Raw genomic sequence first — 26,772 nt, 5'->3', positions numbered from 1 at the left:
TCCCGGTGCTCCGCACCGGGAGACGGGGCGAGTCGCTTCGCTCCCCGCCAGGGAGCCGCTGCGCGGCTCGCGGTGGGTCCAGTCGCGTTGCCGTCGATCGAGTCGCTTCGCTCCTCTGAGTTTCCGAAATTAGGTTCTCGCCAGCAGTTTTAATCGGAGTGTTCGATCCGGTCCCCCACACCTCAACGAGGCAAAGGATACCATGGGGCGCGTCCGGCTCTCCGCCGGCTCGGATTCCCGCGCCGCTCGATGTCATGCCCACAGCATACCACCTCACCCCCAACACGCCCCAGAACATACGAAACAGATAATGCTTCAAATATCTTGATCTACAACACATTACAAAACTTGCAATCTCACCTTTGCGCACAACTCACGTAAATACTTATGCATCAACTATTTACCCAACCATATTGCACATCAACAACTTTCAAGATCCATCCAAACCGGACGAAACGGACACCGTGTGGGCGTGCCGGCACCCCCACACCCCGGCGCCGGCACTCCCCCGTAGGGGTCGCCGGCACCTCCACATCACAAACCGGGGACATGTCATCACACCAGGTCACAACACCATTACGCGCGCCGGTCTGCTCGTAACCCCCTACCCACCGCACAGACCCCCCAGAATGAAGAGCAGGGAAGTCAGCAGCGGTTCGCGTCGTGCAACGACGCCTGGGGAGGAAGTGCGTCATCGTGTTCGAGAAATTCTCCGATCAAGCCCGCCACGTCGTCGTCCTCGCCGCCGGCGCCGCCCGCACCCACCACCAGAACTCCGTCGGCACCGAACACCTACTCGCCGGGATCCTCGACGCCGGCGGCCCCGGAGCGGCAGCACTGACCTCCTGGGGCATCACCACGACCGCCCTCGAGAGCAAGCTCGACGAACTCAGCGCACCGGCAGGCACCCGTCCCGGACGCCGGGCACATCCCGTTCACCCCGAACACGAAGAAAGTCATCGAAGGCAGCCTCCGCCAGTGTCCTCGATCAGGATCAGTTCGGTATAGGGGTCCCGGGTCTGCCACTGCCGGGAGAAGTCGGCGGTGGATTCGAGCAGACCCGAATCGCGGTGGGCGCAGGTGTCATCGTCACCGCCGCCGACAAGGCCATCCGGCTCAGCTCCGTCAGGCCGGACACCGGAACCAGCACCGTCGGCCGGGATCGGAGGATATGCGGGTCCAGGCGGTCCGGGCCGGCGGTGAGCCGGTCGCCGAGATGCTCGTACGCGGCGCGGACCCGCTCCATCCCGGCCACCACCAGCGGTAGGGCGACGACGATGAGCCACGCCCCCTCGGTGAACTTCATCGCCGCCGTCACCGATGCCGCGGTCAGCAGTGCGCCGACGCCGTTGAGGGCGGCGCGCCCTCGCCACCGGGCGTGCGTTCGGCGCGCCAATGCCGCACCATCCCGACTGCGCCAGGGTGAATCCGACGAACACGCCGACCGCGACCAGGGGAACGAGGGAGTTCATGTTTACGCCGGATCCGATCACCAGCACCCCCCGCGGCGATCCCCAGTGCCAGTACCCCGTACCGATACACGTCCCGGGAGGTTTTCCGGGCGAAGCGGTGCGGTAAGACGTTGTCGTCGGCGAGGATTCGCATCAGGGTCGGCAGTCCGCCGTACGAGGTGTTCGCCGCGAGCGCCAGCAGCACGACCGTCGCGAACTGGACGAGGTAGTAGCCGACGCCGTCGCCGAGGGACGCCGCGGTGAGCTGGGAGAGCACGGTGCTGCCGTCCACCGGGGCGAGGGAGAACTTCTCGATCAGCACGGCGAGGCCGATCAGCATCGTTCCCAGAAGTACACCCAGTGCTACTTCGGCGCGCTGGGCAGTGACCACCCGGGGCGCCTTGAATCTGGGGACGGCGTTGGCGATCGCCTCCACACCCGTCAGCGCGGCGCACCCGCTCGAGAAGGCCTTGAGTAGAAGGAGGATGCCGATGCTCTGGGCGTGGCCGGGGACGACACCGCTTCCGACGGCGGTGGCCGGTTCCGAGCGCAGGAGACCGGCGACGATGACGGTGACGATGCTCGCGACGAACACGATCGTCGGAAGTATGAACGCGCGCGCCGAATCCGCGATGCCCCGCAGGTTCAGGGTGGTGATGCCGAGCAGGATCGTCAGCGCGATCCACACGGTATAGGGAAGCAGGGTCGGGAAGGCCGACGTCAACGCGGCCACACCGGCAGCAATCGACACCGCGACGTTGAGAACGTAGTCGATGATCAACGACGCCGCCGCGGTCAGGCTCGCCCGACGACCCAGTCGCGTGCGCGCCACGGCGTACGCTCCTCCCCCATCGGGGAACGCCTCGATCACCTGACGGTAGGACGCGACCAACACGGCCAGGAGCGCGGCGATGGTGAGGGTGACCGGGAGGGTGAAGCCCAGTCCCGCTCCGCCGGCCACCGCCAGTACCAGGACGATGGCCTCGGGCCCGTAGGACACCGAGGCCATCGCATCGAGGGAGAGCCCCGCCAATCCGGTCGCAACGGAGAGCTTGGTTCGTGCGCTGCCGGAGCGGGACGCCCCGGGTTCCTGGTGGCCGATCATGGCTGCATTTCTCACCCGCTCAGCGTGAGCACGATCGCGGTGGAAGAAAAGCGCTTTGACCCCATCTTGACGGGTGGGGCCGAAGTTCCTACCCAGGCCGCCCGCCAACCTCGCTACCGCCGGGTTGATTGATGCTGCCGCGCAACAGCACTCGGCACCGTTCGTGGTGGCGAGGTGACGGGTGCGGGTCGCGCCGACCGGGTGTTGATGTAGCGGATCATCAAGGCGGCACCGAGGAACGAGCCGAGGAGCACGAAGGTGATCAGGAGACTACCCACAGCGAGACTTCCTTCACGTGATGGAGTGAACCGAACCCGGCCAGCGTCGACCGCCGGGGGCCCGCGTGAGAAGAGGCGTGGCGCATTCTTCGCGAGATCCCTACGCGCCGCGGTTCGTCAACGCTCGGTCCCGCTTCGACGACTGGCCACGGCAGGCGCCGGCTTGCACCCACCACCACGTTGATCCATAGTCGCGGTATGCCATCCAGCGTGATCTGGCAACTGGCGGGTTTGGTTGCGTTGAGCGCGCTGGGCACGATGCTCGTCGCAGTGGGCGCGCTCGGTTCCGGTGGCCTGTGCCTGGTGGGAGCGGCGTGGTGGTTTGGCGCCTCTACCGGACGGACGACTGAGTGCGCATCGGGGCACCGGCGGAACAAGCGGATGCGTCATCAGAGTGACCCTCTTACGAGGGAACCTGCTGCGGGCGCACGCGTCGTCGAGAGCGTCGTCGACAACCGCGAGAAGCTCGTCTTCATTCCGTAGACCACTCCCGGACGCGAGCGCAAGGATCCTGACCCTCCTCGACGATCAGCTCGGTCACTATCAGACCGTGTTCACGCCGAACCTGCTCCCTCACACCGACCACCCGATCGACACGTTCGTCGACGAGCGCAGTAACTGCGGCGTCGGCTCCCACACTGCAGCACACCCACCAATTGCAGCTGCGGTTGCTCGATCACAGCTCTCAGCGCGTCGTCGATCACCTCACTGTCGGCGGCGTCCAACCCTGTCGACCCCAGGTCGACCACCATATTCCGGCGCCAGCGCGCGTGGGTGAACGGGTGATGCACGGTCATCGTGAGCCCCCTCGGCCCCTCGAGCGTCCGCAGCGGATCACGCGGGAGACCTGATTCCACACGTACACCTCCGACGGGCACGCGGACCTGGTCATGACGTCTTCCGACACGCGCCACTCCAACACTGACGCCGCGTGTGCGGCACCCGACCGCCGAGCGCCGAGGACCGTCTCCCTCCCCTGGGGCGCCCTAGGAGGAGGTTGGGCGATGGTCGCGCCACCGGAACCACTGCCACGGGTTCTGTCGTAGTAGAGAGGGCCGCCGCAACCGGCTGATTTCTTAGCGGGATCCTTACGCCTGGGCCGGCGATCTTGCCGTGGTCAGGACGTACGCTTCGGCCGTGTCCAAAGCCGTACATGCGGTGCGGCGCCTGATCCTGGGGCGTGCGCTGCGCAGTGAACATCTCGGGGACCAGTTGCTGTCCAAGCGGCTGGCGCTACCGATCTTCGCCTCCGACCCGCTCTCGTCGGTGGCCTACGCCACCCAGGAAATTCTGCTGGTCCTCTCCCTCGGCGGGCTGGCGTACCTGTACCTGACCCCGTACCTAGGTGCCGCAGTGGTCGTGCTGCTGGCGGTGGTGGTGCTGTCCTACCGGCAGGTGGTCTTCGCCTACCCCAGCGGCGGCGGATCCTATGAGGTCGCGAACCGAAATCTGGGGCCGTCCGCCGGGTTGACGGTCGCCGCCGCCCTGCTCGTCGACTACGTGATGACCGTGGCGGTGTCGGTGGCCGCCGGCGTCGACAACCTCATCTCCGCGCTGCCCTCACTCAATCCGCACCGGGTTCTGCTGGCGGTCGGCTTCGTGATCCTGCTGACGGCGATGAACCTGCGCGGGGTCCGCGAATCCGGCAAAACCTTCGCCGTCCCCACCTACGGATTCATCGCCGGTGTCCTCGTGCTGATCGTCACCGGCCTGATCAGGGTGCTGTTCGGGGACGCCCCGGTCGCCGAGAGCGCGGGCTACTCGATCACCCCCGAACATGCCGGGATCACCGGGCTGGCGCTGGTGTTCTTCGCGTTGCGGGCGTTCTCCTCCGGCTGCACCGCACTGACCGGGGTCGAAGCCATCTCCAACGGGGTCCCCGCGTTCCGTAAACCCAAGAGCGCCAACGCCGCCAAGACCCTGGTCGCGATGGGCGCCACCGCGATCGTGATGTTCGCCGGGATCACCGCCCTGGCCATCATCAGCAAGGTCCGCATCGCCGAACACACGTGTGATCTGGTGGGTTTCACCGGCAACTGTGACACCGATCCGCAGCGCACCGTGATCGCGCAGATCGCGGCCGCCGTGTTCGGGGGCAGCACCAATGTCGGGTTCTTCTACATCCAGGCCGCTACCGTGCTGATCCTGATCCTGGCCGCGAACACCGCCTACAACGGGTTCCCCCTGCTCGCCTCCATCCTGGCTCGGGATCGCTACCTACCGCGGCAGCTCAACACCCGCGGCGACCGGTTGGCGTTCAGCAACGGGATCGTGCTGCTCGCTCTGGCCGCCGGCGCCCTGATCGTCCTCTTCGATGCGTCGGTCACCCACCTGATCCAGCTCTACATCCTGGGGGTATTCACCTCCTTCACCCTCAGCCAGGCCGGGATGGTGCGGCACTGGAACCGGCTGCTGCGCGCCGAACCGGACCGCGCCGAGCGGCACCGCATCCGGGTGCGGCGGGCCGTCAACGGGCTCGGCTGCGCCCTGACCGGGCTGGTGCTGATCATCGTGACCGTCACCAAGTTCACCCAGGGCGCCTACCTGGTGGTCATCGCGATGCCGATCCTGTTCGTCGTGATGAAAGCGATCCGCCGGCACTACGACCGGGTGGCCGCCGCACTCGTCCTCGACGAGGACAGCTTCGACCTGCCCTCCCGGGTGCACGCCATCGTCCTGATCTCCCAGCTGCACAAACCGGCCGCCCGCGCCCTCGCGTATGCCCGCGCCACCCGGCCCTCGACCCTCGAGGCGGTCACCGTGCAGAGCGACGACACTGCCCGCCTGCAAAAGGAGTGGGACAAGCAGAGTATGCCGGTGCCGCTGAAGGTGCTCGCGTCCCCGTACCGGGAGGTGACCCGCCCGATCATCAACTACGTCAAAACCATCCGCCGCGACAACCCCCGTGAGGTAATCACCATCTACATCCCCGAGTACGTCGTCGGACACTGGTGGGAACACCTGCTGCACAACCAAAGCGCCCTCCGGCTCAAGGGCCGGCTGCTGTACACCCCGGGCGTGATGGTCACCAGCGTGCCCTGGCTGCTGGACTCGGCCGAACACGTCAAGTATCCGACGGCCCGGCCCGCCCCCGGCGACATCCGCCGCGGCGCCCTTCCGGCGAAAACACCGGCCGCGAACAACCGGCCGTGACCATACAGCGCACCGCAGGGCCAACTCCACCGCAGCCACCGGCCGCGCGCGACGCCGACAACTGTGCTCGACACCCGGTGCAACAACTCGCCGTGCTCACCCTCGAAGCGGTGAGGCGCACTCGGGAATAGACATGACGATCGTAGACAACACGGCGTATGTGGGTAGGGTCCGAGCCGCAGTGCCGGACACGCTCGACAACACCTCTCATGACACCGCGCCCGGTAACGATCGAATGAGCGACAACCCAAAGCAGCACATAATTACCCAGAACAACTTAATTGCGCCTTGCCCGTCACCCCGATTGCAGTCACAGGCTCCCGATCACCCTCTGGCAGCCGTTGTCGAACCACACCGCGACGGCATCGACGAGCCGAGAGGTCATGAATCCCCCGGTATCGCACCGCGGCCACGCGACAGGAGCGCGGGCCACCTGGTCTTGAACGAGGTCGGCGATGCAGACGACGACCGGCTCCTCCTCGTCGTCGACCTGCGCGGCACTTCCGCTCATCCCTAACCCGCTGGACCCCTGGCCGAGCACCGTCACATCGCTCAACAGGAACACGTAGCCGCTGTCCGGCTCGTACTCGGCGACCCAGTCGATCCGCTCGACCACACCGCCGGGGCCGGCAAGTGAGGCACGTACGGGGAGGAAGGGTTCATAGGGGTGGATACAGCAGTAATGCAATGGGCAGGACGCCGCGGACGTCGTCTGACCGTCGCAGAAACCAGCAAATACGTCCAGGCACACCTCGATCTGAGCACGGACATGCGGATCGTATTGACGACCCACCCCGAGCTCAGCTTCGTGCCGGGGACTCGCTCGAGATCGCGACCCAGCTCGCGCTCGGCGGAACGATCACTTCCATCTGGAGCGGGCGAGCGGGCAACCCGTACTTGTCGTCACCGATGAGAATGTCGAGGCCTGCCACGGTGCTTGCCAAAGGCCCTGAGTAGGAGGTCCAGGCAGGTTCGTATGCACCAGTTATTGTGCTGAAAGTGGGGATGGTCGGTAGTCGAAGCCCTGGTAGGCAGCCGGAATGTCATACCCAGCACCCTCCCACCCCCCAGGTGCCGGACGGCCTCATCCATGAGCGTCATGCCGGCGGCACAGCGGGCCAACGGCAGGGGACCCGGTCCCGACGTGCGTGGTGTCGGCGCCACTACTCAGCCCGAGGCCACGGAGACCGGGTTCGTGCTCAGCGCCACCAAAAGCGGTACGGCGCAGTGGTCGACCAGCTCGCTGATGTCGTGCTCGTCGAGTTTTCCTCGTAACAGGGTTTCGTGCCGCAGGAGATCCAGCGGTAGCGCGACAGCACGAGGAGGGATGGGCGCCGGGCCGAGTTCGCCGCGTGCGCGGGCCCGCTCCAGAATCGGCGTCACCATCTCGGCCGCCCGCGCGAAGAAGATCTCGCGCATCGTCTCGGCCGCGTACTCGTCGAGGTCGGCCAACAGGCCGAGGATGGTCTGCCGAATCTGCTCGCGGAAAAAGGTGCGACCGGCACGCATGAGTTGATGCAAATCGCCGGCCAAGGATCCGGAGTCCGGCACGGTGAGAATCGGCTGCCCTGTGGTGGTGATAGCCGACAGCACCATCTCCGCCTTGGTCGGCCACCGGCGATACAACACCGCCTTGCTTGTCGCCGCAGCTGCGGCGACACCTTCGAACGTCAGTCCCGCGTAGCCGCGGGCGGCGAGTTCCTCATGGACCGCCGCATGGATGGCCGCCTGCAGATCCTCGCCCCGGCGCCGCGTGTTACCCACCACACCTCCCATACGAAACGTTGCGTTTCCTATCAGGGTATCTTAGCCTCTCGAGAAACGCACCGTCTCTTAGGAAGGTGGTCGGCATGGCAATGCTCTCCTCATCCTCGACCGATCGTCCGGGTCCTCGGACGATCATGTCCCTGATCCTCGGTATCGCGGTGCTGCTGGCGCTCATGATCATGGCTTTCGCCCTCCCCGCCTCGAACTCGGCACCCCACCATGTCCCGGTCGGGGTGGTCGCTCCCTCGGTGCAAGCTCAACAACTGGCCCGCGGACTCGACGGTTTCGAGGTCAGCGAATACTCGGATGCGGCTGCCGCACGCGAGGCGATCGAGCACCGCGACATCTACGGAGCGGTGGTGGTCGACGGCAGGAACGTGACCTCGATAGTCGCGTCGGCTGCCAGCCCCACGGTCGCTGCCCTGATACCGACCATCGGTGACCGCGTTGCCCAGTCCGTCGGTGGCACCGCCCGTGTCGAGGACATCCGGGCCTTTCCTGCCGACGACCCGAGAGGCGCCGGGCTGGCAGCCGGCGCACTCCCACTCGCCCTCGGCGGCTGGATCGGCGCCATGGCCATCATGTTGTTGATAGCCACGCCGGGAGCCCGCCTCCTCGCCGCAGCCGGCGTCGCGATCGTCGGGGGCCTGGCACTGGTCGCGACCCTGCAGTACGTCATCGGCACCTTCGATGGAAGTTACTGCACGACCAGCCTGGCCGCGGTGCTCGGGATCGCCGCCACCTGTATCACGGTCCTCGGCCTGCGAGAGCTGCTCGGCGGCGCCGGCCTCGGCGTCGCCGCCGTGCTGCTCATCTTTCTGGGCAACCCGCTGTCCGGCCTGTCCAGCGCACCGGAAATGCTGCCCACCCCCTGGGGAAGCGTCGGGCAGCTCCTGCCCCCGGGCGCCACCGGCTCGCTACTGCGTGACGTCGCATTCTTCAACGGCCACGGCGCAGCAACCCCCGTGATCGTCCTGCTGTGCTGGCTGTTCGTCGGCGTCGCGCTGTACCTGACCGGGATCTCGCGGTCACGACGCGACAACCAGACCGACGACGACGTGGTCCACTTCGGCCGCCGAAGCGTCCCGGATGCCGAGGCAATCGCTCTCCCCCACCGCCCGTTGCGTCACACCATCGACCCGCCGAGCGAACCGACGCAGCCACCGGACCACTCCGCCGTCTCCGACCTCGACTTCCTCGAGCAGGAGTTCACTGCCGAGCAGGACGCCGCGCCCACCGGCTCCGCCGAGTGGGGCCGTGCCCGGCACCAGGCGCCCGCCGACCAGCAGCAGCCCTTCGCGGGTCTCAGCGCCGACGCCCGCGACCGCCTCCTGACGATGCTTCTGCCCACACCCGAGGAGACCCTCGCGGCGATCGACGAGGCGGAGCGGATCCGCAACGAAGTCAACCGGCTTCGTGACGACCTCAACGCCACACTCGTCGACTTCGACACCGTGTGGGATCGCCTGCGTGAGCTGGGATTGAGCGAGCACCAGGTGGCCGGCGTCCTCGGCGACGGGCACGTACCCGGCCACGGCATCCGCATCCGCTGACCGAGATGACCGTTCGGTTCCACGACGCCGCCGTCCCGCCCACGCATCTTCCACCCACCCGGGGTGGCGGCGTTCTCGCTCAGCTGACCCGCTTCACGCTGGCCGGCACGTCGAGCAACGAGCTGTACGCGCTCGCGTTCCTCGTGCTGGACGGGTACGGCTCGCTCCTCGCCAACCTCATAGGCGTCGCAACGAGCACGATTCTCGCCAACGAACTGCACCGCCGCCTCACCTTCCAGGCCGCCGACCGGGTCCGCTGGTTCGTCGCCCAGTGGGAGGGCGGCACCCTCGCGGTGATCGGGCTCGGTGTCAGCTCCGGCGACACACTCATAGCCAAATATGCTGGCAGAAAATTCTTCCCGCACTGCCGACAACGAACCTCAGGTGAACTGGCGTACGGAAACTTGCTCTGTTCCCAGCATTCAGTCTCACGCGCGGCATGCGCCCCTTGCGAAGACGAGAGGTGATCGAGCCCTCCCCGTGCCCACAGCAGGTGCGTACAACGCGGTTCCAGGTTCTCGAAATCAGTCGGTCTGTTTGGGATGTCCTGTACAGCCCAGCCCCATCCATTGGTGTTGCAGCGCTCTCAACGCGTGTCCGCCACTCGTCCGGAATCGGCCACATCCCAGACCCGGGAATCCATCAGTGCTCACCTCTCCCCTATTCGATCTCCGTCGCCCGCATCCCCCTCTCACTCCATCGCACCGTCCCGGCCGACCAGACGGAGCCGAGACGCATCAGCGGAGACCACGCGCCGTCTTCGGCGCGGGCCACCAGGCCGCGTCTGAGATCGGGGTCGCCGGTGACCCGGTGAGCCGAGGGACGACGTCGGTGACCATGGAGACCTCGCACCTCTCGATCGCCTGGTACCACGAGATCCAGGTCTCGATCTGTTCCCCGCTCTTGCCCTCTCGCCAGCGTCGCGCGAAGGCTTCCTCGAGGGTCTCAGCTTCGTAGCGGTAGGGCCGACCGGTGGCGGCGGCGATCCGGGTGACCGCTTCGTCGAGGGTCAGGGCCTCGGGCCCGTTGATTTCGAGGATCGCGCCGTCGTGCTCGGAACGGAGCGGCGACCCTTGTCGAGGGCGACGGCGGTGATCACGTCGGCGATGTTCTCGTGGGTGACGAAGGCGGCCCGGCCGGTGCTCGCCGGGCCGCTGACGACGAATTCCTCGTTGGCGAGGGCGGCCGGCGTCGACGTGTAGAAGCCCGCCCGCAGCACCGTGTGGCGAATCCCGGCCCCTGCCAGGAACTGTTCGGTCATCCACTGGTCGCGGGCGTTGATGTACGTGGCGGTGGGCGCCGCGCCGACGAGGGACACATACAGGACCCTCTCCATGCCGACCGCGATCGCGGCCTCGACCGCGGTGGCGTGTTCCTCCAGTCGGCGCCCTGTGCGGTGTCCGGAGACCAGAATGAGCGTCGAGGCGCCATCGAGCGCCACGCGCGCCCGAGGCGTCGCCGTAGGCGGCCGGACCGCGTCGCTGGGCGCCCGGCAGTTCGGGAATGCGGTCTGGGCTGCGTCCGACCAGGATCTTGGGGATGCCATGCTCGGCGAGGCGGGCCGCGATCCGGCTGCCCAGCGCCCCGGTTACCCCGGTGACCGCCACCGTGGCGGGATCCTTCTCCGACATGAGTTTCCTTCCATACGGGGGGCCGCGGTCAATCGCGGAGCCCCTGCTTCCGGTTTACCTCTGGCGAACGGAGCTACGACATCGCCCCCAATCCTCCGTCTGCGCGATGGCAAGGTTGCAGGGCAAGGCCCACAAACGTCCGGGTCGGAGTGTGTGGGTGGGACAGCTAATGGAGATTCGTCGGGTGGTGGTCGGCCAAACGCGCGAGCACTGTCGCTGCGGGTTCCGCGGTGGAGTGCCGGTAGCCGGTGCCGGCCCACAGATGCATTCGCTCGGGGTCGTGTGCTGCAAGTGCTGCTTTGCGGATCGGGTTGGTCAGGTGGTGGATGGCGGGGTATCCGATGGGCGCGAGTGTGTCGTAGTGGTCGATGAACTCGTTGCGGAGCGCCCGGGCTGGGCGCCCGGTGAAGGCGCGGGTGACGACAGTGGGGCCGCGGGTGCCCTCGGCCAGGGCCGCTTTGTGGGTATCCGATGCACCGCTCTCGTCGGTCCGGGGCAGCACGGTGCCGACGACCGCGGCGTGCGCTCCAGCGTGCAGTACTGCTGCGACGTCGCCGGAGGTGGCCAGGCCACCGGCTGCCAGCACCGGGAGGGAGGTGTGATGGCGGATCTGGCCAATCAACTCGGTGATCGGTGTGGGCGGCGGCATCTGCTGCGGGGTGAGGGTGCCGGAGTGTCCGCCTGCCGATGAGGCTTGCACGGCAAGCAGGTCGGCGCCCGCCTCGGCGGCTTGGAGCGCCTCCCCGGTTGAGGTCACGGTCAGCGCAATGAGTGATCCGGCTTTGCGCAATGCCCTGATGACAGCGGGGTCGGGAATGCCGAAGGTGAAGCTGACCACCGGAGCGGGTTGTGCCAGGAGGAGGTCGATCTTGTCGGTGAAATGGTCGTCGTCCTCGACCGGGTCGCGGTCGGGTGTGTGACGCCGTAGCGGTCGGCTTCCGGCTGGATCGTGTGGGCGTAGGCGCGGAAGGCGTCGGCGTCGACGGCGACCGGGTTGGGGGCGAAGAGATTGACCCCGAACAGCACGTCCTCGGCGCGCACGGCCTCGATCTGATCGGCGAGCGCTTGCGGTGTCTTGTATCCGGCGGCGAGGAACCCGAGTCCACCGGCGTGGCCGATGGTAATGACCAGTGCCGGTGTGGATGCGCCGCCCGCCATCGGGGCCGCGATGACGGGGATGGTCAGGTGCAGATCGGTTGCGGGGGTGGTCATGCGAATGTCTCCGTGGCCGGGTGGGAGTGGGGTTCTGTCCCGGCCTGGCACCGGGAACGCGCGGGTGACGACCGCACACCGTTAACTGGAGGCTCGGGAGGGCGCGTCCCGGGAGGGAGTGCCAGGTTGTGGCGTGAGGACCCACTTCGGCGCATCATCGATTCGGCAACAAAATCCGGTGCGTCGAATTCGTATGACCGGGATTTCGGTCATCGATCCTCGAGTGAACCCATCCCGATCTCGAAAGCGAGCGTTCGACCATGAGCATCACCAAGAAGGTCGTCATCGTCACCGGCGCGTCCCAGGGCATCGGCGCGGCCCTGGTCGTCGGCTATCGCACGCTCGGCTACGCCGTCGTCGCGACCTCCCGCTCCATCGGCGCATCCGAGGACCCCGAGATACTGACCGTGCCGGGCGATCTGTCCCAGCCGGGCACCGGCGCCGGCATCGTCGAGCAGGCACTGGCCAGGTTCGGCCGAATCGACACACTGGTCAACAACGCGGGAATCTTCGTGGGAAAGCCGTTCACCGATTACACCGACGACGATTACGACGCCATGACCGGGGTGAACCTGCGCGGCTTCTTCGACATCTCCCGCAGCGCCGTCGCCGCGATGCTCGCCCAGGGCGGCGGCGGCCATCTGGTGAACGTCTCCACCACCCTCGTCGAGCACGCCAACTCGCAGGTGCCCTCGGCGCTCGCATCGCTGACCAAGGGCGGACTGAACGCGGTCACCAAGTCGCTGGCAATCGAGTACGCGGCCCGGGGTATCCGGGTCAACGCGGTCGCGCTCGGTGTCATCCGCACCCCGATGCACCCGGACGACACTTACGAGTCGCTCGCCGCCCTGCACCCGGTCGGTCGGCTGGGCGAGATCGACGAGGTCGTCGACGCGATCCTCTACCTCGAGCGCGCCGGGTTCGTCACCGGCGAGATCCTGCACGTCGACGGCGGCCAGAGCGCCGGACACTGAGAGCGGAGGCGGACATCTCATGAACAGCAGAGTTGCCGACGACGAGATCCTGCGCGGGGTGCTCGACCGGTGGAAGGACGCTGTCGACGCCCACGATCCCCAGCGCGTCGCCGCGCAGTTCACCGCGGACGCAATTTTCCAGGGCCTGCATCCCTACACCGTCGGACGCCAAGGTGTCGTCGACTACTACGACTCCCAGCCGGCGGGGATGACCGCCGCGTACCGGATCCTCGAAACCCGTCGACACGCCGACGACCTGGTACTCGGCTACCTGAGCGTCGATTTCTCCTTCGTAGACCGGCCGACACTGACCGTATTTCTCAGCGTGCTGGTGAGGCATTCGCCCGGCGGCGATCGGATCCTCCACTACCAGGTATCCCGGCTTCCCTGACCACTGCAGCCGACAGTGACTGACCAACCGCAATCGGCGCATCGCGGCATTGGCAACCGCGTTCGCTGGGAGGAGAGCGCCCATGGACTACCTCGTCACCATGACCACCCATGTCCCTGATGGAACTTCGGAAGAAGCCGTTCAGGACATCCGCAACCGTGAGGCCGCACATTCCCGTGAACTCGCCGCACAGGGGCACCTACTACGCCTGTGGCGTCCGCCGCTGAAAGCAGGCGAATGGCGCACACTGGGCCTGTTCGCCGCCGACGACGGAAACGGGCTCGAGGAAGTTCTCGCCTCGATGCCGCTGCGGGTGTGGCGCACCGACGACGTCACGCCGCTCTCGCCGCATCCGAACGACCCCGCCGGACACGTCGACAAGCCCGGTCCGTTCGCGCCGGATGCCGCAGGCAGCGAATTCCTGATCACGTTCACGGTCACCGTACCGGTTGGCACAGCCGGCGAGACCGTCGACGACGCGACCGCGCGCGAAGCCGACCGTGCGCGCGAGCTGGCCGCGCAGGGTCACTTGCTGCGGCTCTGGATGCTGCCCGGCCAGGGCCACGCGCTGGGTCTGTGGTGGGCCCACGACGGCGACGAGATGCACGCGCTCCTCGCGTCGTTGCCGATGGCTCCGTGGATGAGCGTGCAGACGACGCCGCTCACCCGGCACCCCAGCGACCCAGCGTTCACCAGCAGTTGACGAGACCGCAGAGGTCAACGAGCGGTCGGTCACACGGTCTGCCGCACCGGATGGTTGACAGCATGTAGAGAGGTGAGGACAACGTCGGGTGAGCAGCCTCCCGTCTGTGCACTGTTCATCGACGCCATCTCGAGGTGGAGGGCCGGTATCGAAATAGTCTCTGCTGTCCTCGGCAGCGATGCCGGAGGTCTGGTCGCGGCCACCGCAATGTGACTGTCGGACCATTAAACAGCATCGCCGAACGGCCGGATGGACGCGCCGCTCGGGGAGATTGTGCGGTGATGGACGAGGATGCCGAGGTCCATCGAGGCCTTGTGCTGTCGTGTCTGGTGCTGCGTCCACCCTTGCCTGTCCGCGGCGACTGTAGAAACATTTCCGTAGGCGGACGCGGCCGGCAAATTGCCCTCGCGTCGGTGCCAGGACAGTGAGGTGCCCTTCCTGACCGTGCCGGCGACAGGGCCGGTTCGTATCCGACGCTGCGGCGTCGGTCAGGGCTGAAACGGTGCAGCACGCGACGCTGCTCTCTGGGGTCGCCCCCTTCCTGCCGGCGACCCGCGAGGACCGAGGAGGACGGCGTGAGAACTCTGCTCGCAGAGCATCCCGGCGGTCCGCGGCCCGATTTTGCCAATCGGAAGACTCATGACCAGCGAAACCACCCCAATTTCATCCAACGCGAACCGGAGCTCGCCGGACACCATCGTCCGGCGGCCGCGCCGGTATCGGACGAAAAACAGCTCGACGCGCCCGCGCCGAAGGCGACGAGGTCACCCTCACCAGTCGCAATCCCGACCGGCTCGCGCAAGCTGCGACAGAAATCAGCACCCCACACACCGCGCACCTCGCCGCCAACGACACGGCCTTCCGCGGCCAGGTCTTCCAGGACCTGCCCACCTATCGACCGCGCGTTGGAAACAGCCGACATCGACAGTAGCCAGCAATTCGTCTCCTGATGACGCGCGACAAACGTGAAGTGGCTCGAAGGTCCCACCCGACCGATTCCGAAACACAACCCGAGAGGTAAGCCATGAGCGCCAACGAAGTTCATACCGACGAGGCGACCGGAAGCACGCACGTCGCGTCGGTCGACATGAAGCTGGAGGTGGTGGTCCTTCCCGTCGCGGATGTCGACCGCGCCACCAAGTTCTACACCAGCCTCGGTTGGCGACAAGACGTCACACCACCCGGCTCCGGTGTCGTCCAGTTCACCCCGCCAGGCGCTGCCGCCTCGATCCACTTCGGCGCCGACCTCACGACGGCCGCAACCGGTTCCGCCAAGGGATACCTCATCGTCTCCGACATCGAAGCCGCCCGCGACCAATTGGCCGCGGTCGGCATCGAGGTGACCGTTTTCCACCGAGGTCCGAACGGCCCGGTCGCCGGACCGGACCCGGACCGAGGCAGCTACAACTCCCTCGCCTCGTTCAGCGACCCCGACGGCAACACCTGGCTACTGCAAGAGGTCACCACCCGACTCCCCGGGCGCGTCGACACCACCATCACTTCGTTCGGTTCTGCCCGCGACCTGGCGACCGCGCTGCGGCGCGCGGCGGCCGCCCACGGCAAACACGAAGAACGCACCGGCGAAGAAGACCCCAACTGGCCGCAGTGGTACGCCGAATACATGGTCGCCGAGCAGTCCGGGGCACAGCCGCCTACGTAAGGCGAGTGTGCCGTGAAACGATATGAAATCCCCGAACATCGCAACATCAGCGTCGTAAGCGGAATATGAGTCCCAGCCGGGGAAGGTGCCAAATGGCCGAAATCACGCCGCCCGCCGAAGGAATTGTGCTGGCCCACTTAGCGCTCTCGTCGCTTCTACACCGAAGTACTCGGCGGCAGGGTGGTGTTCTCCGGAGAGCCGATCTATGTCGCACTAGCCAACAGCTGAATCGTCATCAATGTCGGCGGAGGCCCGACCGACGACAAGCCCACGTCACCCTGGAGACGCCACGCGATCCCGAGCGGGTCAGCAGCTTCCTCAACATCCGGGTCGCAGACATCCAGGCCGTGTACGCCGAATGGAGCGCCCGGGGTGCTCAATTCCTGACGCCGCCGAAGCAGCACGAGTACGAGATCCGATGCTATATACGCGATCCCGACGGGTACCTGATCGAGGTGGGGCAAACCACCGACCCTGAGGGGGACTGGTCGCCGTGCCACTTCCGGGCGGCGGCGCACCCTCCGACGCGGACTGGCAGAACGCGATCGCCGAGCACGAGAACGCACGAGCAACCCGGCGTCATCCCAAACTGCCTGGCACGTAGGAGACCACGGCGACCACGGACGGAATCGAGAGCCACCAACTTGCCCGGCCACCGGGTACGCGGCGTCGATCGGCAGCGCTCCGATATGAGCAGGCGGCAACCGATCGGCACGAGATCTGCGCCGCGTCGCCGCCACTGGACAGGTTTGCCCCGTCAGCATCCTGAGATGATGTGGAAGTAACGGCTTTCCCGTGCGGCCACCGCTGACTGTGCGCGGCCGCGGTGGGGTGCCAGGCCGCGCCGGCGGCGGTCGGCGCGGCACGGGTGAGCCGACTTCTCGGTCAGCGCATGTCGATGGACAGGGGTTCGATGGCGAGGCGGCGGACGGCGGATTCGTCGACGGTGATACCCAGGCCGGGACCGTCGGGCACCGCGACCACACCATCCTGCAGTCTGATCGGTTCGGTGAGAACGGCTTCCCGAAGTGGGTTGAACCCTCGGTCGAATTCGAGGTATTGGGGTGTGCCGGTGCCTTCGCCGAACGGCGAGTCGGGCAGGGTCGACAGCAACTGCAGGCACGCGGCCTCGGCGACGCCGGTGCCCCAGCAGTGCGGGGAGACGCGCCGGTTCCAGGCGAACGCCATCTGGGTGATCAGTTTCGCCTCGGTGAATCCGCCGCACTTGGTGACGTCGGGTTGGACGATGTCCATGCGTCCCTCGGCGATCGGGTCGCGGAACCCGTAGCGGGTGTAGAGCGATTCGCCGGCCGCGATGGGGATTCCGATCGCCTGGAGGCGGTCCCAGCCGTCGCGCTGGTAGGGCGGCAGCGGCTCTTCGGCCCAGCCGGGCTCGAGGTCGACCAGCGCCCGCAATGATCGGAGCACGACGTCGGTGGTGGCGTTGGCGTTGTAGTCGACCATCAGCTGCCCATCGGGGCCGAGGACGTCGAGGGTGATCTCGCTGCGTTTCCGGTCTGCGCGGACACCGGTGCCGATCTTGATCTTCGCGGCGGTGAATCCCTCGTCGGCAGCGCCCTGGATCTGGGTACGGAATTCGTCGAGGTCACCGTCGGCGGTGACGTACCCGATGGACGCGTAGGCGGGGACCGCGGTGCGGGCGACGCCCCCGAGCAGGTGGCCGACACCGACGCCGAAGCCTCGCGCCTGCGCGTCCCACAGGGCGATGTCGATGCCGGACAGGGCGGCGACGTGCAATCCGCCCGTCGACAGGTGGTACGAGTGCGCGATGACTCGCTGCGCGAAGAGTTCCTTCGCGTCGATCGGCATACCGAGGAGGGCGCGGCCGAACTGTCGCAGGTACGGGGAGAGAAGTTCGGGGACGCCGTAGCATTCTCCCCAGCCTTCGATGCCGTCGGAGGTTGTGATCTTCACCAGGGTGCAGACCCGGGAGGACACCAGCCCTTTCGCGGTGCCGTATCCCCCGCCGGGCAGTGTGTGCTCGAGTGCGAAGGATTCGACCCGGGTGACGACGGGCCGGTCCGTGGCAGGTCTCATAACTCTTATCGCTTTCCGTCGTGAGCAGCCGTGGTGAACGGTGCGTTCTGATGTGTGGCCGGTGCGCCGGATCCGCTGCGGGTGAGCGAGATCCGCATTCCGAACTGGCGTTCCCGGCCGGGCGGCAGGACGAGTTGGGCGGGTTTTTCGGAGTAGTCGGCGGCGAAGCCCGCCGGTGACGGCAGCCCGAACCACGGTTCGATGCAGATCAGGTCGGTGTCCTCGGGCGGTGACCAGATCGCCAGTTGCTCGAATCCGTGCCAGCCGACGGTGACACCGACGCCGTCGCCGGATTCGTAGCGCAACGAGGTGCTCGACAACCGGTCCAGGATCACTGCACCATCGTCGAACAGCTCGTGCCGGAGCGGCAGGGTCGCTTCCTCGACGGGGGTGGGCTGCGCGTCGACGCGGAGTAGCACGTTCTCGACCCGGCGGATCGGTGCGACTTCGTTGGCGCTGAACCGAATGTGGTAGTCCTCCTTGGTCGCTCCGGGACGGAGCGGCCACCGGAATGCCGGGTGCACCCCGATCGAAGCCGGCAGGGCGGTGTCGCGGCTCGGGTTGCCGAGACGATAGGTCACCGCGAGGTCGTCGCCGGCCAGGTCGTAGCCGATATCGAGCACGAACTCGAACGGGAAGTGGTGTGCGGTGCGGATCGAGTCGGTGAGCCTAAAATGCGCTGAGGTCGGGGTGACCGCGACCCTGGTGAACTCTTCGTCCCGCGCGAAGCCGTGCTGCGGCATCGGGTACCGCATCCCGTGGTGGATGAGGGTGTCGTCCACCATCCGGCCGATCACCGGAAACAGCACCGGCGCGTGGCGAGGCCACTGGGGCCCGGCCTGCCAGAGCGTTTCGCGGTGTTCGGCGTCCTCGAGGGAGCACAGCTCCGCCCCGCGGGAGGTCACGACCGCCGTGATGCGGCCGTTGTCGAGCAGGGTGCGGTCGGCCATCAGGACACCGGAACGACCAGGCGGCCGTCGACTCGCCTGGGGATCGTCCCGTGGGACTCGGTCAGCTCTGCGGGCAGTACGTGTTCGGGGGCGTTCTGCCAGGTGACCGGGCGCAGGAAGCGGCGGATGGCGGTGGTGCCGACCGAGGTGTGCAGGGTGTTCGTCGCCGGCCACGGGCCGCCGTGCGTCTGCGCCCACGACACCAGGACACCCGTCGGGTAGCCGTTGTAGACCACCCTGCCGGCCTTCGCGCGCAGGATGGCGGTCAGCTCGGACAGCCGACCGGTCTCGTCGTCCTCGGCGTGCACGGTGCCGGTCAGTGACGAGGGCAGCGCGGCGAGGGCGGTGTGGAGTTCGGCGTCGCTGTCGTATCGGGCGATGATCGTCAGCGGTCCGAAGCATTCCTCGGTGACCTGGGCGGTCAGATCCCGCGCGTCGACCCCGAGCAGCAGAGGCGTGACCGCGAAGCCTTCACCGGCGGGCTCGCCGCCGCGGGCCAGTACCGCCACCGCACCCGAACCTTCGGCGCGGCTGCTGATTTCGCCGAAGGAGGTGAAGATTCGTTCGTTGAGCAGGACCGGCGCACCGGTGCCGCCGACCGTCTCGGCCGCGGCCGCCACGACCCGGTCACCGGCGGCGCCGGTGGGGACGAACACCAGGCCGGGTTTGGTGCAGAGCTGGCCGGCGGAGACGGTGAACGACTCGGCCAGACCGGCGCCGATGGTCTCACCTCGGGCCGCTGCGGCGCCGGGAGTGACGATGACCGGGTTGAGGCTGGACAGCTCGCCGTAGAACGGGATCGGCTCGTCGCGCCGTCCGATGATGTCGAGCAGGGCCTGCCCACCGGTCAGGGATCCGGTGAATCCGACGGCCTTGATGTGCGGGTCGGCGACCAGGGCGGCGCCGGCCGCTTGGCCGAAGACGATGCCCAGCACCCCGTCGGGGGCGCCGAGTCGGCGGGCGGCGGCCGTCATCGCCTCGAACGCGGCGAGGGAGGTGGCGGGATGTGAGCTGTGTGCCTTGACGACGACGGGGTTTCCCGCGGCCAGGGCGGACACGGCGTCGCCGCCGGGTACCGAGAACGCGAGCGGGAAATTGCTGGCGCCGAAGACGGCCACCGGTCCGATGGGCACGAGCATCCGGCGCAGGTCCGGTCCCGGCCCCATCGGGGTGTCGGTGGCGTGGTCGATGGTGGCTTCGAGATAGCTGCCCTCGTCGAGGACGTCGGCGAACAGCCGCGCCTGATACCCGGTGCGGGTGAGTTCGCCGTTGAGCCGGGTGGGCCCGATGGCGGTCTCGCGGTCCGCGGTCTCCACGATTACCTCGCGGCGGGCCTCGAGCTCGTCGGCGATCGCGCGCAGCAGTTCGGCCCGGAAGCCGCGACCTGCCTGCTCGAATTGTGGTGCGGCGTCGGCGGCGGCGGCGGTGATCTCGGCGACCTCGGCGGTCGTCGTTTCCTGGGCGACGGCCGTGGACTGCCCGGTTCGGGGGTCGATTCCGGCGATGGTGGTCACAGGCTCTCCTTGTTGCCGGCGCGGGCGGCGGTAGAGGCAGGGTCGGCGTCGGGATGCGGTCGTGCGACCGGGCACTCGAGGTGGTAGCCCTCTCCCCGGTAGTCGTACCCCTCGAGTTCGATCTTCTCGCGCCCGTCCACTGCGGACGCGTAGAAGGCGCGGATCTCGGTGATCAACCCGGTTTCCGGGTCGAACCTGTACCATTCGCTGCCGCGGAGGAATCCGCCCAGACCCGTTTTGTAGTGGGTGAATTCGATGACGGCCTGCAGGGATTCGGGTTCGGCGATCAGCCGGTCGATCGACCAGCCCGATCCGATGGTGTGCACCAGGTTCGTCCAGTTCTCGGCGATGGTGCGGCTGCTCACCCACGGGCCGTTCAGTCCCGGGGGGAAGTAGTGCACCGCCTCGGGGTCGAACTGGGCGGTCATCTTCTCGATGTCTGCTTCGTTGCAGCCGTCGAAGTAGGTGCGGATCTGCGACTCCATCTGCTTGCGCTGGGTCTGCGGGTCGAGGTCGGAGAACCCGGTCCGCGGGCCGCTCGCCGGTGCACCGGAGCGGGTGGTTTCTGCCGGGGTGTGTTCTTGCAGGGGCCGGGCGACCGGGCACTCGAGGTGGTAGCCCTCACCTCGGTAGTCGTAGCCCTGGAGTTCGACCTTGTCCCGCCCGTCGGATGCGGCGGCGTAGCAGGCGCGGATCTCGGTGATCAGACCGGTGTCGGGGTCGAACTTGTACCATTCGTCGCCGCGGACGAATCCACCGAGTCCGGGCTTGTAGTGGGTGAATTCGATGACGGCCTGCAGGGATTCGGGTTCGGCGATCAGTCGGTCGATGGACCAGGCCGACCCGATGGTCATCGTCAATCGGCGCCAGTTCTCGGCGATGGTGCGGCTGCCCACCCACGGGCCGTCGAGGCCCGGCGGGAAGTAGTGCACCGCCCCGGGGTCGAACTGGGCGGTCATCTTCTCGATGTCTGCTTCGTTGCAGCCGTCGAAGTAGGTGCGGATCTGCGACTCCATCTGCTTGCGCTGGGTCTGCGGGTCGAGGTCGGCGAAGGTGCTCATCGGGCGGCTCCGTTTCCGCTCGCGAGAACGGCCGATTCCTGCTGGGCAGCTTTCCACTGGCGGTAGTCGCTCTTGGTCTCCTCGCTCGGCGGGTACAGGCCGCCGATCAGCGGCTCACCGGCGAGGGCGCGGGTGTGCAGGTACGCCTCGAGTTCTTCCTGTTCGACGGCCTCGTCGACGATCTGGGCGGCGAGGTGGCGGGGGATGACGATCACCCCGTCGCGGTCACCGACCAGGAGGTCGCCCGGGTAGACGGCCACGCCGGCGCAGCCGATCGGGACCTGGAGGTCGGCGACGTGGAACTGGGACAGGCGGGAGGTGGAGGTGACGGCTCGGCTGTAGGTGGGCAGTGCGATGTCCTTGATGACGTAGCCGTCCCGGAATGCGCCGTCGGTGATGACGGCTGCGGCTTTCTTGTGCATGGCGCGGGTGACGAGCATGTCGCCGGCGGAGGCGGCGCTGATGTCGCTGCGGCTGTCGATCACGAGAACCTCACCCTCGCCGAGGGATTCGACGCCGATCCATTGCAGGTTGTCGGCGCCGTAGAGGCCTTCGAGGGTGTCGATGTCCTCGCGGGCGGGAATGAAGCGCATGGTGAAGGCTTCGCCGACGAAGCCGTCCAGGGTGGGGTTGAGCGGTGTCACGCCGACCAGGTACTGGTTGCGCAGGCCCTCGGCGAACAACCGGGTGGCGAGGGTGGCGGTGCTGGTTTTGCGGTACTTGTCGAGCAGGGCCGAGTCGAGGCGGGGGTGGGGGCGTTCGATGGTCACTGGGGTGCCTTCCTGTGGGCGTTCGGGGGGGATGCATTCCGGCAGGAGATGTGCCGGAGTCGGCGATGTGCGTGTCCGGAGGTGTCGGGGCGGATGTCAGAGTTTGTGGGTGAGGTTCTGCTGTAGGCGCGGGGGAAAGCCGGTCAGGGTGGCGGGCGAGGCGACGATCCCGGGCTCGACCTGGGGGGCGCGTGCCTGGACCGACATGCCGCCGTCGATGTTGAAGACCTGCCCGGTCACGTAGGCGGATTCGTTCGAGGTCAGGTACAGCACGGCGCCGGCGACGTCGTTCACCGTTCCGGGCCGGCCCATCGGGATCTGGGCGCTGCGCACGTCGTCGGCGTCCTCGTCGGTCCAGTTCTCGCCGTCGACGACGATGGAACCGGGCCGCACGCAGTTGGAACGGATGCCCCACGGTGCCAAGTCCACCGCGACGGCCCGTGTGAAGGCCTCCATCGCACCTTTGACCGAGTCGTACGGGATGTGCTGACGGTGGGCGCGGGCTGCGCCGTGTGAGCTGATGTTGACGATCGTTCCCGGGCGTTGTTGTGACGCCAGGGTCCGTGCCGTTCGCTGTGCGCAGGCGAAGAACATGGTGGTGTTCGCGGCGATGAACCGCTGCCAATCAGCCGGCTCGACCGAGAGGAACGGTTCGAAGCAGCTTTCCCCGATCCGGGCGTAGGCGTTGTTGACGAGCGCGTCGACCACCCCCAGATGCCGTTCGACCTCGTCGAACACCTGGTCCACCCCGTCGACGGTCGCCAGATCTCCGACCGCCGGACAGGCGCGACCACCGGCGGCGACGATGAGATCGGCCACCCGGGTCGCGGCCGCCTCGTCGATGTCGGCCACCGCGACTGCGGCACCTTCGGAGGCGAATCGTCGGGCGATGGCTTCCCCGATGTTGTGGCCGGCGCCCGAGACCAGTGCGATGCGGCCGGCAAGTTGCCCCGATCCGGTGTCCGGACCGGGGGCTCGCCGTCCGGGTTGAGTCCTTGCAGTCACGTTGTCCTCGATTCCCAACACCGCGGGTTCGGTTCCCGAAACAGCCATCGGTGTCTTACTGGTTGATAACCCATCCTGCCGAATGAGGTGCTGATTGTGGTGTGGGCCACGATCGGCTACTGTTGCCGTCATCACAATCCCAATCAGTACGATAGCTTCTCATTCATTGGGACGCAAGAGCAGAGGTTACCCCGGCCGCAACCGCACCGCTTCCCCACCGGGCAGCACAGGGCGACAACAGCGAGAAGAGCCGGTTGCCGCGCACCAGTCGTTACGCTGAAAGGCAGCACCATGACCACACATTCGACCGACGCGCCCGCGCAGGGGCGACCACGACAGAGGAACTTCCGGCAGACGATCCTCGTCATGCTCACCGCTGCGATGGTGATCAACTACATGGACCGCTCGGCGCTCGCCGTCGCCATGCCCTTCATCACCGAGGACTTCCACCTCACCGACGTCGAGAAGGGCATCATCTTCAGCAGCTTCTCGGTCGGATACGCCCTGTTCAACTTCCTCGGCGGCGTCCTGTCCGACCGATTCGGCGGCAAGAAGGTCTTCGTCTGGGCCATGATCTTCTGGTCCACCATGTGCGGCCTGACCGCCGGCGCCTTCAGCTTCTGGTCTCTGCTGATCGCCCGCGCCCTCTTCGGGATCGGCGAAGGGCCGATCTCGACGACCGCCAACAAGGTGGTCAACAACTGGTTCCCGCTGCGGGAGCGGGCCCGGTCGGTGGGCATCAACCAGGCCGGCGGGCCGCTCGGCGGCGCCTTGTCCGGCCCTGTCGTCGGATTCCTCGCCCTGACCTTCGGGTGGCGCGTCGCGTTCGTCCTCATCGCCCTGATCGGACTCACCTGGGCACTGATCTGGCGGATCGTCGCCACCGACGACCCGCGCGACAACAAGCACGTCAGCGACCGTGAGATCGCCGAGATCGAGGCCGACGACGCGGCCGAGGAAGCCGCGATCGAGGACGTCGCCACCGGCGAGAAGCCGTCGATGTGGAAAGCGATTCTGCAGCCGGCAATCCTGGCGACCGCCCTGTCGCTGTTCTGCTACAACTACATCCTGTTCTTCTTCCTGACCTGGTTTCCGGTCTACCTGGTCGACGCCCAGGGCGTGAGCCTGCGCGACATGTCCATCGTCACCGCGATCCCGTGGATCGTCGGCGCCGCCGGCTACCTCGGTGGCGGATTCCTCATCGACTACATCTTCAAGCGCACCGGCAAGCAGTTCTTCTCCCGCAAGGTCGTCCTCGTCAGCTGCCTGATCACCAGCGCCGTCTGTGTCGGACTGACCAGCACCGCCGCCACGGCGACCTCCGCGGTCATCCTCATGACCATCGCGGTCGGATTCCTCATGCTCGCCGCACCGGCCTACTGGACCCTCATCCAGGACGCCGCTCCGAAGGAATACGTCGGCAGCGCAGGCGGACTCATGCACGGCCTGGCGAACATCTCCGGCATCGTCGCGCCCGCGGTCACCGGTTTCATCGTCGCCACCAGCCACTACAGCGGCGCGTTCGTCCTGGCCGGCGCGCTCGGGGTCCTCGGCGCGATCATCGTGTGGATCTTCGTCCGGCATCACAAGGCCCACGGGATCGACGTCCCCACGACACCGGCCGACACCACGGAGGTGGTGTCGTGAAGTTCGCAACGATCGCACACCAGAGTCGGCACCTGCTCACCCGACAAGACGACCAGTTCTGGCACACCGCCCCCGGCGCGACCATGCTGGACCTGATCAGCGACGCGACGAGCATCGACTTCGACGGTCCCGTGATCAGCGGCGACCAGGCCACCGTCGTGCTGCCCTACCGCCCGCCGACGATCTTCGGAATCGGGCTGAACTACCACGACACCGTGCGGGAGATGAACTGGGACATCCCCGCCGTCCCCTATCTGTTTCCGAAACTCTCGTCGAGTGTGACGGGTCCGGCCGATCCGATCGAGATCGACGAGACCGTGACCACCCGAGCGGACTGGGAGGGGGAACTCGCCGTCGTCATCGGCGCCCCCTGCCGCAACGTCGCCCCGGAGGACGCCCTCGATGCGGTGTTCGGATACACCGCCGCCAACGACGTCTCGGCCCGCGATCTGCAGGCCGCTGACGGGCAGTGGGTGCGAGGGAAGGGCTTGGACACCTTCTGCCCGCTGGGCCCGGTGGTGGTCACCGCGGACGAAATCGAGGACCCCCAGGACGTGCGGATTCGAACCCGGCTCAACGACCGCACCGTCCAGGACGGCACCACCGCGGACATGATCTTCCCGGTCGCCGAGTTGATCGCCTACTGCTCCAGGTTCTTCACGCTGAGCCCGGGAGATGTCATCCTGTCCGGAACACCGGCCGGCTGCGGCGACTTCCGGACACCGAGAATCGCGCTGCACCCCGGTGACCGCATCGAAGTCGAGGTCGACGGGATCGGCACCCTCGTCAACGATGTGATCGCGCCGGCCGCCCGACAGCACGCCGCACACCGACCCCAAGAGGCCATGTATTCTCGTTGAGTGGGATTACATCCTTTCCACTGGGTCTAAGGAGCGTCATGGGTCTCGACGTGGTCACTACACCGGCACAGACGTCGCCCGCCCCGGTCCTCGGACCGGGCTCGGGCGCTCTCGATCGCGGCCTCGCCATCCTCACCCACCTGACTCGGGTGCGGTCGTGCACCACCCCCGAACTCGCCGACGCCCTGGGACTCAGCCGCAGCACCACCTACCGACTCGTCGAACGCCTCCGCGACAGCGGCTGGCTCGTCGACGAGCCGTCCGGGCACGTGCGCCTCGGACCGGCCGCAGCCCGCCTGGCATCAGCCGCGGTCGCGTCCACCAGCCTCAAAGACGCCGCCATTCCGGCCCTCCGCGCACTGCTCACCGCCACCCAAGAAACCGTCAGCCTCGCCGTGCCGAACGAACTGAGCATGGTGTTCGTCCACCGCGAACGCGGTCCCCGGCCCGTGGGAGTGTCCGCCGAACTCGGCACCTCCCGGCCCCTGCACTGCACCTCCGTCGGCCGGGCCTACCTCGCGGCCTTGCCGCCGGTGCAGTGCGAGAACGTCCTCGACGCCCTGATCCAGTCGCCCCAATCCCCCGTCGACGAATCCAGCATCGACGCCCTGCGAGATGAGATCGAACGCACCCGGCAGCGCGGATGGTCCCAGGACGCACGGGAATTCGATCCATCCAGCTCCTGCTGCGGTGCCGCCGTCTTCGACCACACCGGACAACCCATCGCCGCGATCAGCGTCGCCGGCGTCGCCGAGAGGATGGAAAACATCCTCGACGAAATCGGACCGATGGTCCGCGCCACCGCCGCCGAAATCTCGGCCACGCTCGGCTACGTCGACGCTCACTGAATCAGCCAGACACACCTCCGCCCACCACCCGGTCGAGGTTGGTGTAGCGATCCGGCACTTCCCCCGCCAGCTTCGCCGTCCGTTCTTCCCGAGACTGATGGCGGAGGTCGCGCAACTGCGTCAGCATCGACGACGGGATGGGGATGCTCACCGCACTCGGCTTACCATCATCGGCGCTGGA

At 67.2% G+C, this 26,772-nt stretch carries 25 protein-coding genes and 1 pseudogene; 12 read left to right on the top strand and 14 right to left on the bottom strand.

Annotation, left to right across the window (positions count from 1 at the left end; translation table 11 throughout):
* Positions 1 to 696: 696 nt before the first annotated feature.
* Entirely contained in the window at positions 697 to 1,008 is a 312-nt protein-coding gene (locus ACFTWF_RS40290; protein WP_378466669.1) for a Clp protease N-terminal domain-containing protein, read from the top strand.
* Here ACFTWF_RS40290 and ACFTWF_RS40285 read toward each other — a convergent pair.
* From ACFTWF_RS40285 to ACFTWF_RS40275, 3 genes are all read right to left on the bottom strand, one after another.
* Positions 995 to 1,396 carry a hypothetical protein gene (locus ACFTWF_RS40285; RefSeq protein ID WP_378466668.1) on the bottom strand — a complete coding sequence of 134 codons (402 nt, stop codon included), beginning with the start codon at positions 1,394 to 1,396 and terminating at the stop codon, positions 995 to 997. The two genes, ACFTWF_RS40290 and ACFTWF_RS40285, sit on opposite strands and share 14 nt — an antisense overlap.
* On the bottom strand, positions 1,330 to 2,556 hold the full coding sequence (locus tag ACFTWF_RS40280) for an APC family permease (RefSeq protein WP_378466667.1): 1,227 nt from the start codon (positions 2,554 to 2,556) through the stop codon (positions 1,330 to 1,332). Before ACFTWF_RS40280 ends, ACFTWF_RS40285 begins: the two co-directional genes overlap by 67 nt.
* Before the next feature lie 113 nt (positions 2,557 to 2,669).
* The gene (locus ACFTWF_RS40275) at positions 2,670 to 2,834 is read right to left on the bottom strand and encodes a hypothetical protein (protein WP_378466666.1); all 165 of its coding nucleotides are present in this window, start codon (positions 2,832 to 2,834) and stop codon (positions 2,670 to 2,672) included.
* Positions 2,835 to 3,971: 1,137 nt separating this feature from the next.
* Between ACFTWF_RS40275 and ACFTWF_RS40270 the strand changes: the two genes are divergently transcribed.
* Positions 3,972 to 5,987: an APC family permease gene (locus ACFTWF_RS40270; protein WP_378466665.1), complete on the top strand. Its 2,016-nt coding sequence runs from the start codon at positions 3,972 to 3,974 to the stop codon at positions 5,985 to 5,987.
* Positions 5,988 to 6,297: 310 nt separating this feature from the next.
* Here ACFTWF_RS40270 and ACFTWF_RS40265 read toward each other — a convergent pair whose 3' ends face one another.
* Entirely contained in the window at positions 6,298 to 6,780 is a 483-nt protein-coding gene (locus tag ACFTWF_RS40265; RefSeq protein WP_378466664.1) for a hypothetical protein, read from the bottom strand.
* Positions 6,781 to 7,154: 374 nt separating this feature from the next.
* Positions 7,155 to 7,751 (bottom strand): TetR/AcrR family transcriptional regulator C-terminal ligand-binding domain-containing protein, encoded by a 597-nt coding sequence (locus tag ACFTWF_RS40260; RefSeq protein WP_378466663.1) that lies wholly within the window; start codon positions 7,749 to 7,751, stop codon positions 7,155 to 7,157.
* 86 nt (positions 7,752 to 7,837) lie between these two features.
* Here ACFTWF_RS40260 and ACFTWF_RS40255 point away from each other — a divergent pair, with 86 nt between their 5' ends.
* Together ACFTWF_RS40255 and ACFTWF_RS40250 are read left to right on the top strand one after the other, a co-directional pair.
* Entirely contained in the window at positions 7,838 to 9,307 is a 1,470-nt protein-coding gene (locus ACFTWF_RS40255; protein WP_378466662.1) for an ABC transporter permease, read from the top strand.
* A gap of 5 nt (positions 9,308 to 9,312) precedes the next feature.
* The gene (locus ACFTWF_RS40250; RefSeq protein WP_378466661.1) at positions 9,313 to 9,774 is read left to right on the top strand and encodes a hypothetical protein; all 462 of its coding nucleotides are present in this window, start codon (positions 9,313 to 9,315) and stop codon (positions 9,772 to 9,774) included.
* Between the two features lie 542 nt (positions 9,775 to 10,316).
* Here ACFTWF_RS40250 and ACFTWF_RS40245 read toward each other — a convergent pair.
* Complete coding sequence (locus ACFTWF_RS40245) at positions 10,317 to 10,748, bottom strand: hypothetical protein (RefSeq protein WP_378466660.1); 432 nt, start codon at positions 10,746 to 10,748, stop codon at positions 10,317 to 10,319.
* 356 nt (positions 10,749 to 11,104) lie between these two features.
* Positions 11,105 to 12,150: pseudogene (locus ACFTWF_RS40240) on the bottom strand (nitronate monooxygenase).
* A gap of 260 nt (positions 12,151 to 12,410) precedes the next feature.
* Here ACFTWF_RS40240 and ACFTWF_RS40235 point away from each other — a divergent pair.
* The 5 genes from ACFTWF_RS40235 to ACFTWF_RS40215 all read left to right on the top strand — a co-directional run bounded on the left by ACFTWF_RS40235 (position 12,411) and on the right by ACFTWF_RS40215 (position 16,663).
* A complete protein-coding gene (locus ACFTWF_RS40235; RefSeq protein ID WP_378466659.1) occupies positions 12,411 to 13,124 on the top strand; it encodes an SDR family NAD(P)-dependent oxidoreductase in 714 nt (237 codons plus the stop codon).
* Between the two features lie 19 nt (positions 13,125 to 13,143).
* Positions 13,144 to 13,515, top strand: a complete 372-nt coding sequence (locus tag ACFTWF_RS40230; RefSeq protein ID WP_378466658.1) for a YybH family protein — start codon at positions 13,144 to 13,146, stop codon at positions 13,513 to 13,515.
* Positions 13,516 to 13,597: 82 nt separating this feature from the next.
* Entirely contained in the window at positions 13,598 to 14,218 is a 621-nt protein-coding gene (locus ACFTWF_RS40225; RefSeq protein WP_378466657.1) for a muconolactone Delta-isomerase family protein, read from the top strand.
* 1,024 nt (positions 14,219 to 15,242) lie between these two features.
* On the top strand, positions 15,243 to 15,878 hold the full coding sequence (locus ACFTWF_RS40220; protein WP_378466656.1) for a VOC family protein: 636 nt from the start codon (positions 15,243 to 15,245) through the stop codon (positions 15,876 to 15,878).
* Between the two features lie 65 nt (positions 15,879 to 15,943).
* Entirely contained in the window at positions 15,944 to 16,663 is a 720-nt protein-coding gene (locus ACFTWF_RS40215; protein ID WP_378466655.1) for a VOC family protein, read from the top strand.
* Positions 16,664 to 16,763: 100 nt separating this feature from the next.
* Here the strand turns inward: ACFTWF_RS40215 and ACFTWF_RS40210 are convergent, their stop codons facing one another.
* The 6 genes from ACFTWF_RS40210 to ACFTWF_RS40185 all read right to left on the bottom strand — a co-directional run bounded on the left by ACFTWF_RS40210 (position 16,764) and on the right by ACFTWF_RS40185 (position 23,236).
* Complete coding sequence (locus ACFTWF_RS40210; RefSeq protein ID WP_378466654.1) at positions 16,764 to 17,936, bottom strand: mandelate racemase/muconate lactonizing enzyme family protein; 1,173 nt, start codon at positions 17,934 to 17,936, stop codon at positions 16,764 to 16,766.
* A 5-nt stretch (positions 17,937 to 17,941) separates the two neighbouring features.
* Positions 17,942 to 18,886: an aldose 1-epimerase family protein gene (locus tag ACFTWF_RS40205; RefSeq protein ID WP_378466653.1), complete on the bottom strand. Its 945-nt coding sequence runs from the start codon at positions 18,884 to 18,886 to the stop codon at positions 17,942 to 17,944.
* Positions 18,886 to 20,400 (bottom strand): aldehyde dehydrogenase (NADP(+)), encoded by a 1,515-nt coding sequence (locus ACFTWF_RS40200; RefSeq protein ID WP_378466652.1) that lies wholly within the window; start codon positions 20,398 to 20,400, stop codon positions 18,886 to 18,888. The genes ACFTWF_RS40205 and ACFTWF_RS40200 overlap by 1 nt, the downstream gene beginning before the upstream one ends.
* The gene (locus tag ACFTWF_RS40195) at positions 20,397 to 21,461 is read right to left on the bottom strand and encodes a nuclear transport factor 2 family protein (protein ID WP_378466651.1); all 1,065 of its coding nucleotides are present in this window, start codon (positions 21,459 to 21,461) and stop codon (positions 20,397 to 20,399) included. Before ACFTWF_RS40195 ends, ACFTWF_RS40200 begins: the two co-directional genes overlap by 4 nt.
* The gene (locus tag ACFTWF_RS40190) at positions 21,458 to 22,231 is read right to left on the bottom strand and encodes a hypothetical protein (protein ID WP_378466650.1); all 774 of its coding nucleotides are present in this window, start codon (positions 22,229 to 22,231) and stop codon (positions 21,458 to 21,460) included. Before ACFTWF_RS40190 ends, ACFTWF_RS40195 begins: the two co-directional genes overlap by 4 nt.
* A 96-nt stretch (positions 22,232 to 22,327) precedes the next feature.
* Entirely contained in the window at positions 22,328 to 23,236 is a 909-nt protein-coding gene (locus ACFTWF_RS40185) for an SDR family NAD(P)-dependent oxidoreductase (protein ID WP_378466649.1), read from the bottom strand.
* A 291-nt stretch (positions 23,237 to 23,527) separates the two neighbouring features.
* On the opposite strand from ACFTWF_RS40185, the gene ACFTWF_RS40180 reads away from it, so the two are divergent.
* Genes ACFTWF_RS40180 through ACFTWF_RS40170 form a run of 3 tightly spaced genes read left to right on the top strand, consistent with a single transcriptional unit; the run spans position 23,528 to position 26,591 of the window.
* Entirely contained in the window at positions 23,528 to 24,883 is a 1,356-nt protein-coding gene (locus tag ACFTWF_RS40180) for an MFS transporter (protein ID WP_378466648.1), read from the top strand.
* Entirely contained in the window at positions 24,880 to 25,743 is an 864-nt protein-coding gene (locus tag ACFTWF_RS40175) for a fumarylacetoacetate hydrolase family protein (RefSeq protein WP_378466647.1), read from the top strand. Before ACFTWF_RS40180 ends, ACFTWF_RS40175 begins: the two co-directional genes overlap by 4 nt.
* A gap of 38 nt (positions 25,744 to 25,781) precedes the next feature.
* Entirely contained in the window at positions 25,782 to 26,591 is an 810-nt protein-coding gene (locus ACFTWF_RS40170) for an IclR family transcriptional regulator (protein ID WP_378466646.1), read from the top strand.
* 1 nt (position 26,592) lies between these two features.
* Here the strand turns inward: ACFTWF_RS40170 and ACFTWF_RS40165 are convergent, their stop codons facing one another.
* Positions 26,593 to 26,742, bottom strand: coding sequence for a hypothetical protein (locus ACFTWF_RS40165; protein WP_378466645.1), 150 nt, complete (start codon positions 26,740 to 26,742; stop codon positions 26,593 to 26,595).
* Positions 26,743 to 26,772 lie beyond the last annotated feature (30 nt).

The sequence above is a fragment of the Rhodococcus sp. NPDC056960 genome (assembly GCF_042674125.1).
In the GTDB taxonomy this organism is placed as follows: Bacteria; Actinomycetota; Actinomycetes; order Mycobacteriales; family Mycobacteriaceae; genus Rhodococcus_F.
This window is presented reverse-complemented; position numbering and strand designations above follow the sequence as displayed.

Coding starts and splice junctions, on each gene's coding strand:
- ACFTWF_RS40220 (WP_378466656.1), top strand. CDS start 15,243: ATGAGCGCCAACGAAGTTCATACCGACGAGGCGACCGGAAGCACGCAC.
- ACFTWF_RS40195 (WP_378466651.1), bottom strand. CDS start 21,461: ATGAGCACCTTCGCCGACCTCGACCCGCAGACCCAGCGCAAGCAGATG.
- ACFTWF_RS40225 (WP_378466657.1), top strand. CDS start 13,598: ATGGACTACCTCGTCACCATGACCACCCATGTCCCTGATGGAACTTCG.
- ACFTWF_RS40215 (WP_378466655.1), top strand. CDS start 15,944: ATGAGTCCCAGCCGGGGAAGGTGCCAAATGGCCGAAATCACGCCGCCC.
- ACFTWF_RS40230 (WP_378466658.1), top strand. CDS start 13,144: ATGAACAGCAGAGTTGCCGACGACGAGATCCTGCGCGGGGTGCTCGAC.
- ACFTWF_RS40250 (WP_378466661.1), top strand. CDS start 9,313: ATGACCGTTCGGTTCCACGACGCCGCCGTCCCGCCCACGCATCTTCCA.
- ACFTWF_RS40280 (WP_378466667.1), bottom strand. CDS start 2,556: ATGATCGGCCACCAGGAACCCGGGGCGTCCCGCTCCGGCAGCGCACGA.
- ACFTWF_RS40180 (WP_378466648.1), top strand. CDS start 23,528: ATGACCACACATTCGACCGACGCGCCCGCGCAGGGGCGACCACGACAG.
- ACFTWF_RS40235 (WP_378466659.1), top strand. CDS start 12,411: ATGAGCATCACCAAGAAGGTCGTCATCGTCACCGGCGCGTCCCAGGGC.
- ACFTWF_RS40170 (WP_378466646.1), top strand. CDS start 25,782: ATGGGTCTCGACGTGGTCACTACACCGGCACAGACGTCGCCCGCCCCG.
- ACFTWF_RS40210 (WP_378466654.1), bottom strand. CDS start 17,936: ATGAGACCTGCCACGGACCGGCCCGTCGTCACCCGGGTCGAATCCTTC.
- ACFTWF_RS40205 (WP_378466653.1), bottom strand. CDS start 18,886: ATGGCCGACCGCACCCTGCTCGACAACGGCCGCATCACGGCGGTCGTG.
- ACFTWF_RS40255 (WP_378466662.1), top strand. CDS start 7,838: ATGGCAATGCTCTCCTCATCCTCGACCGATCGTCCGGGTCCTCGGACG.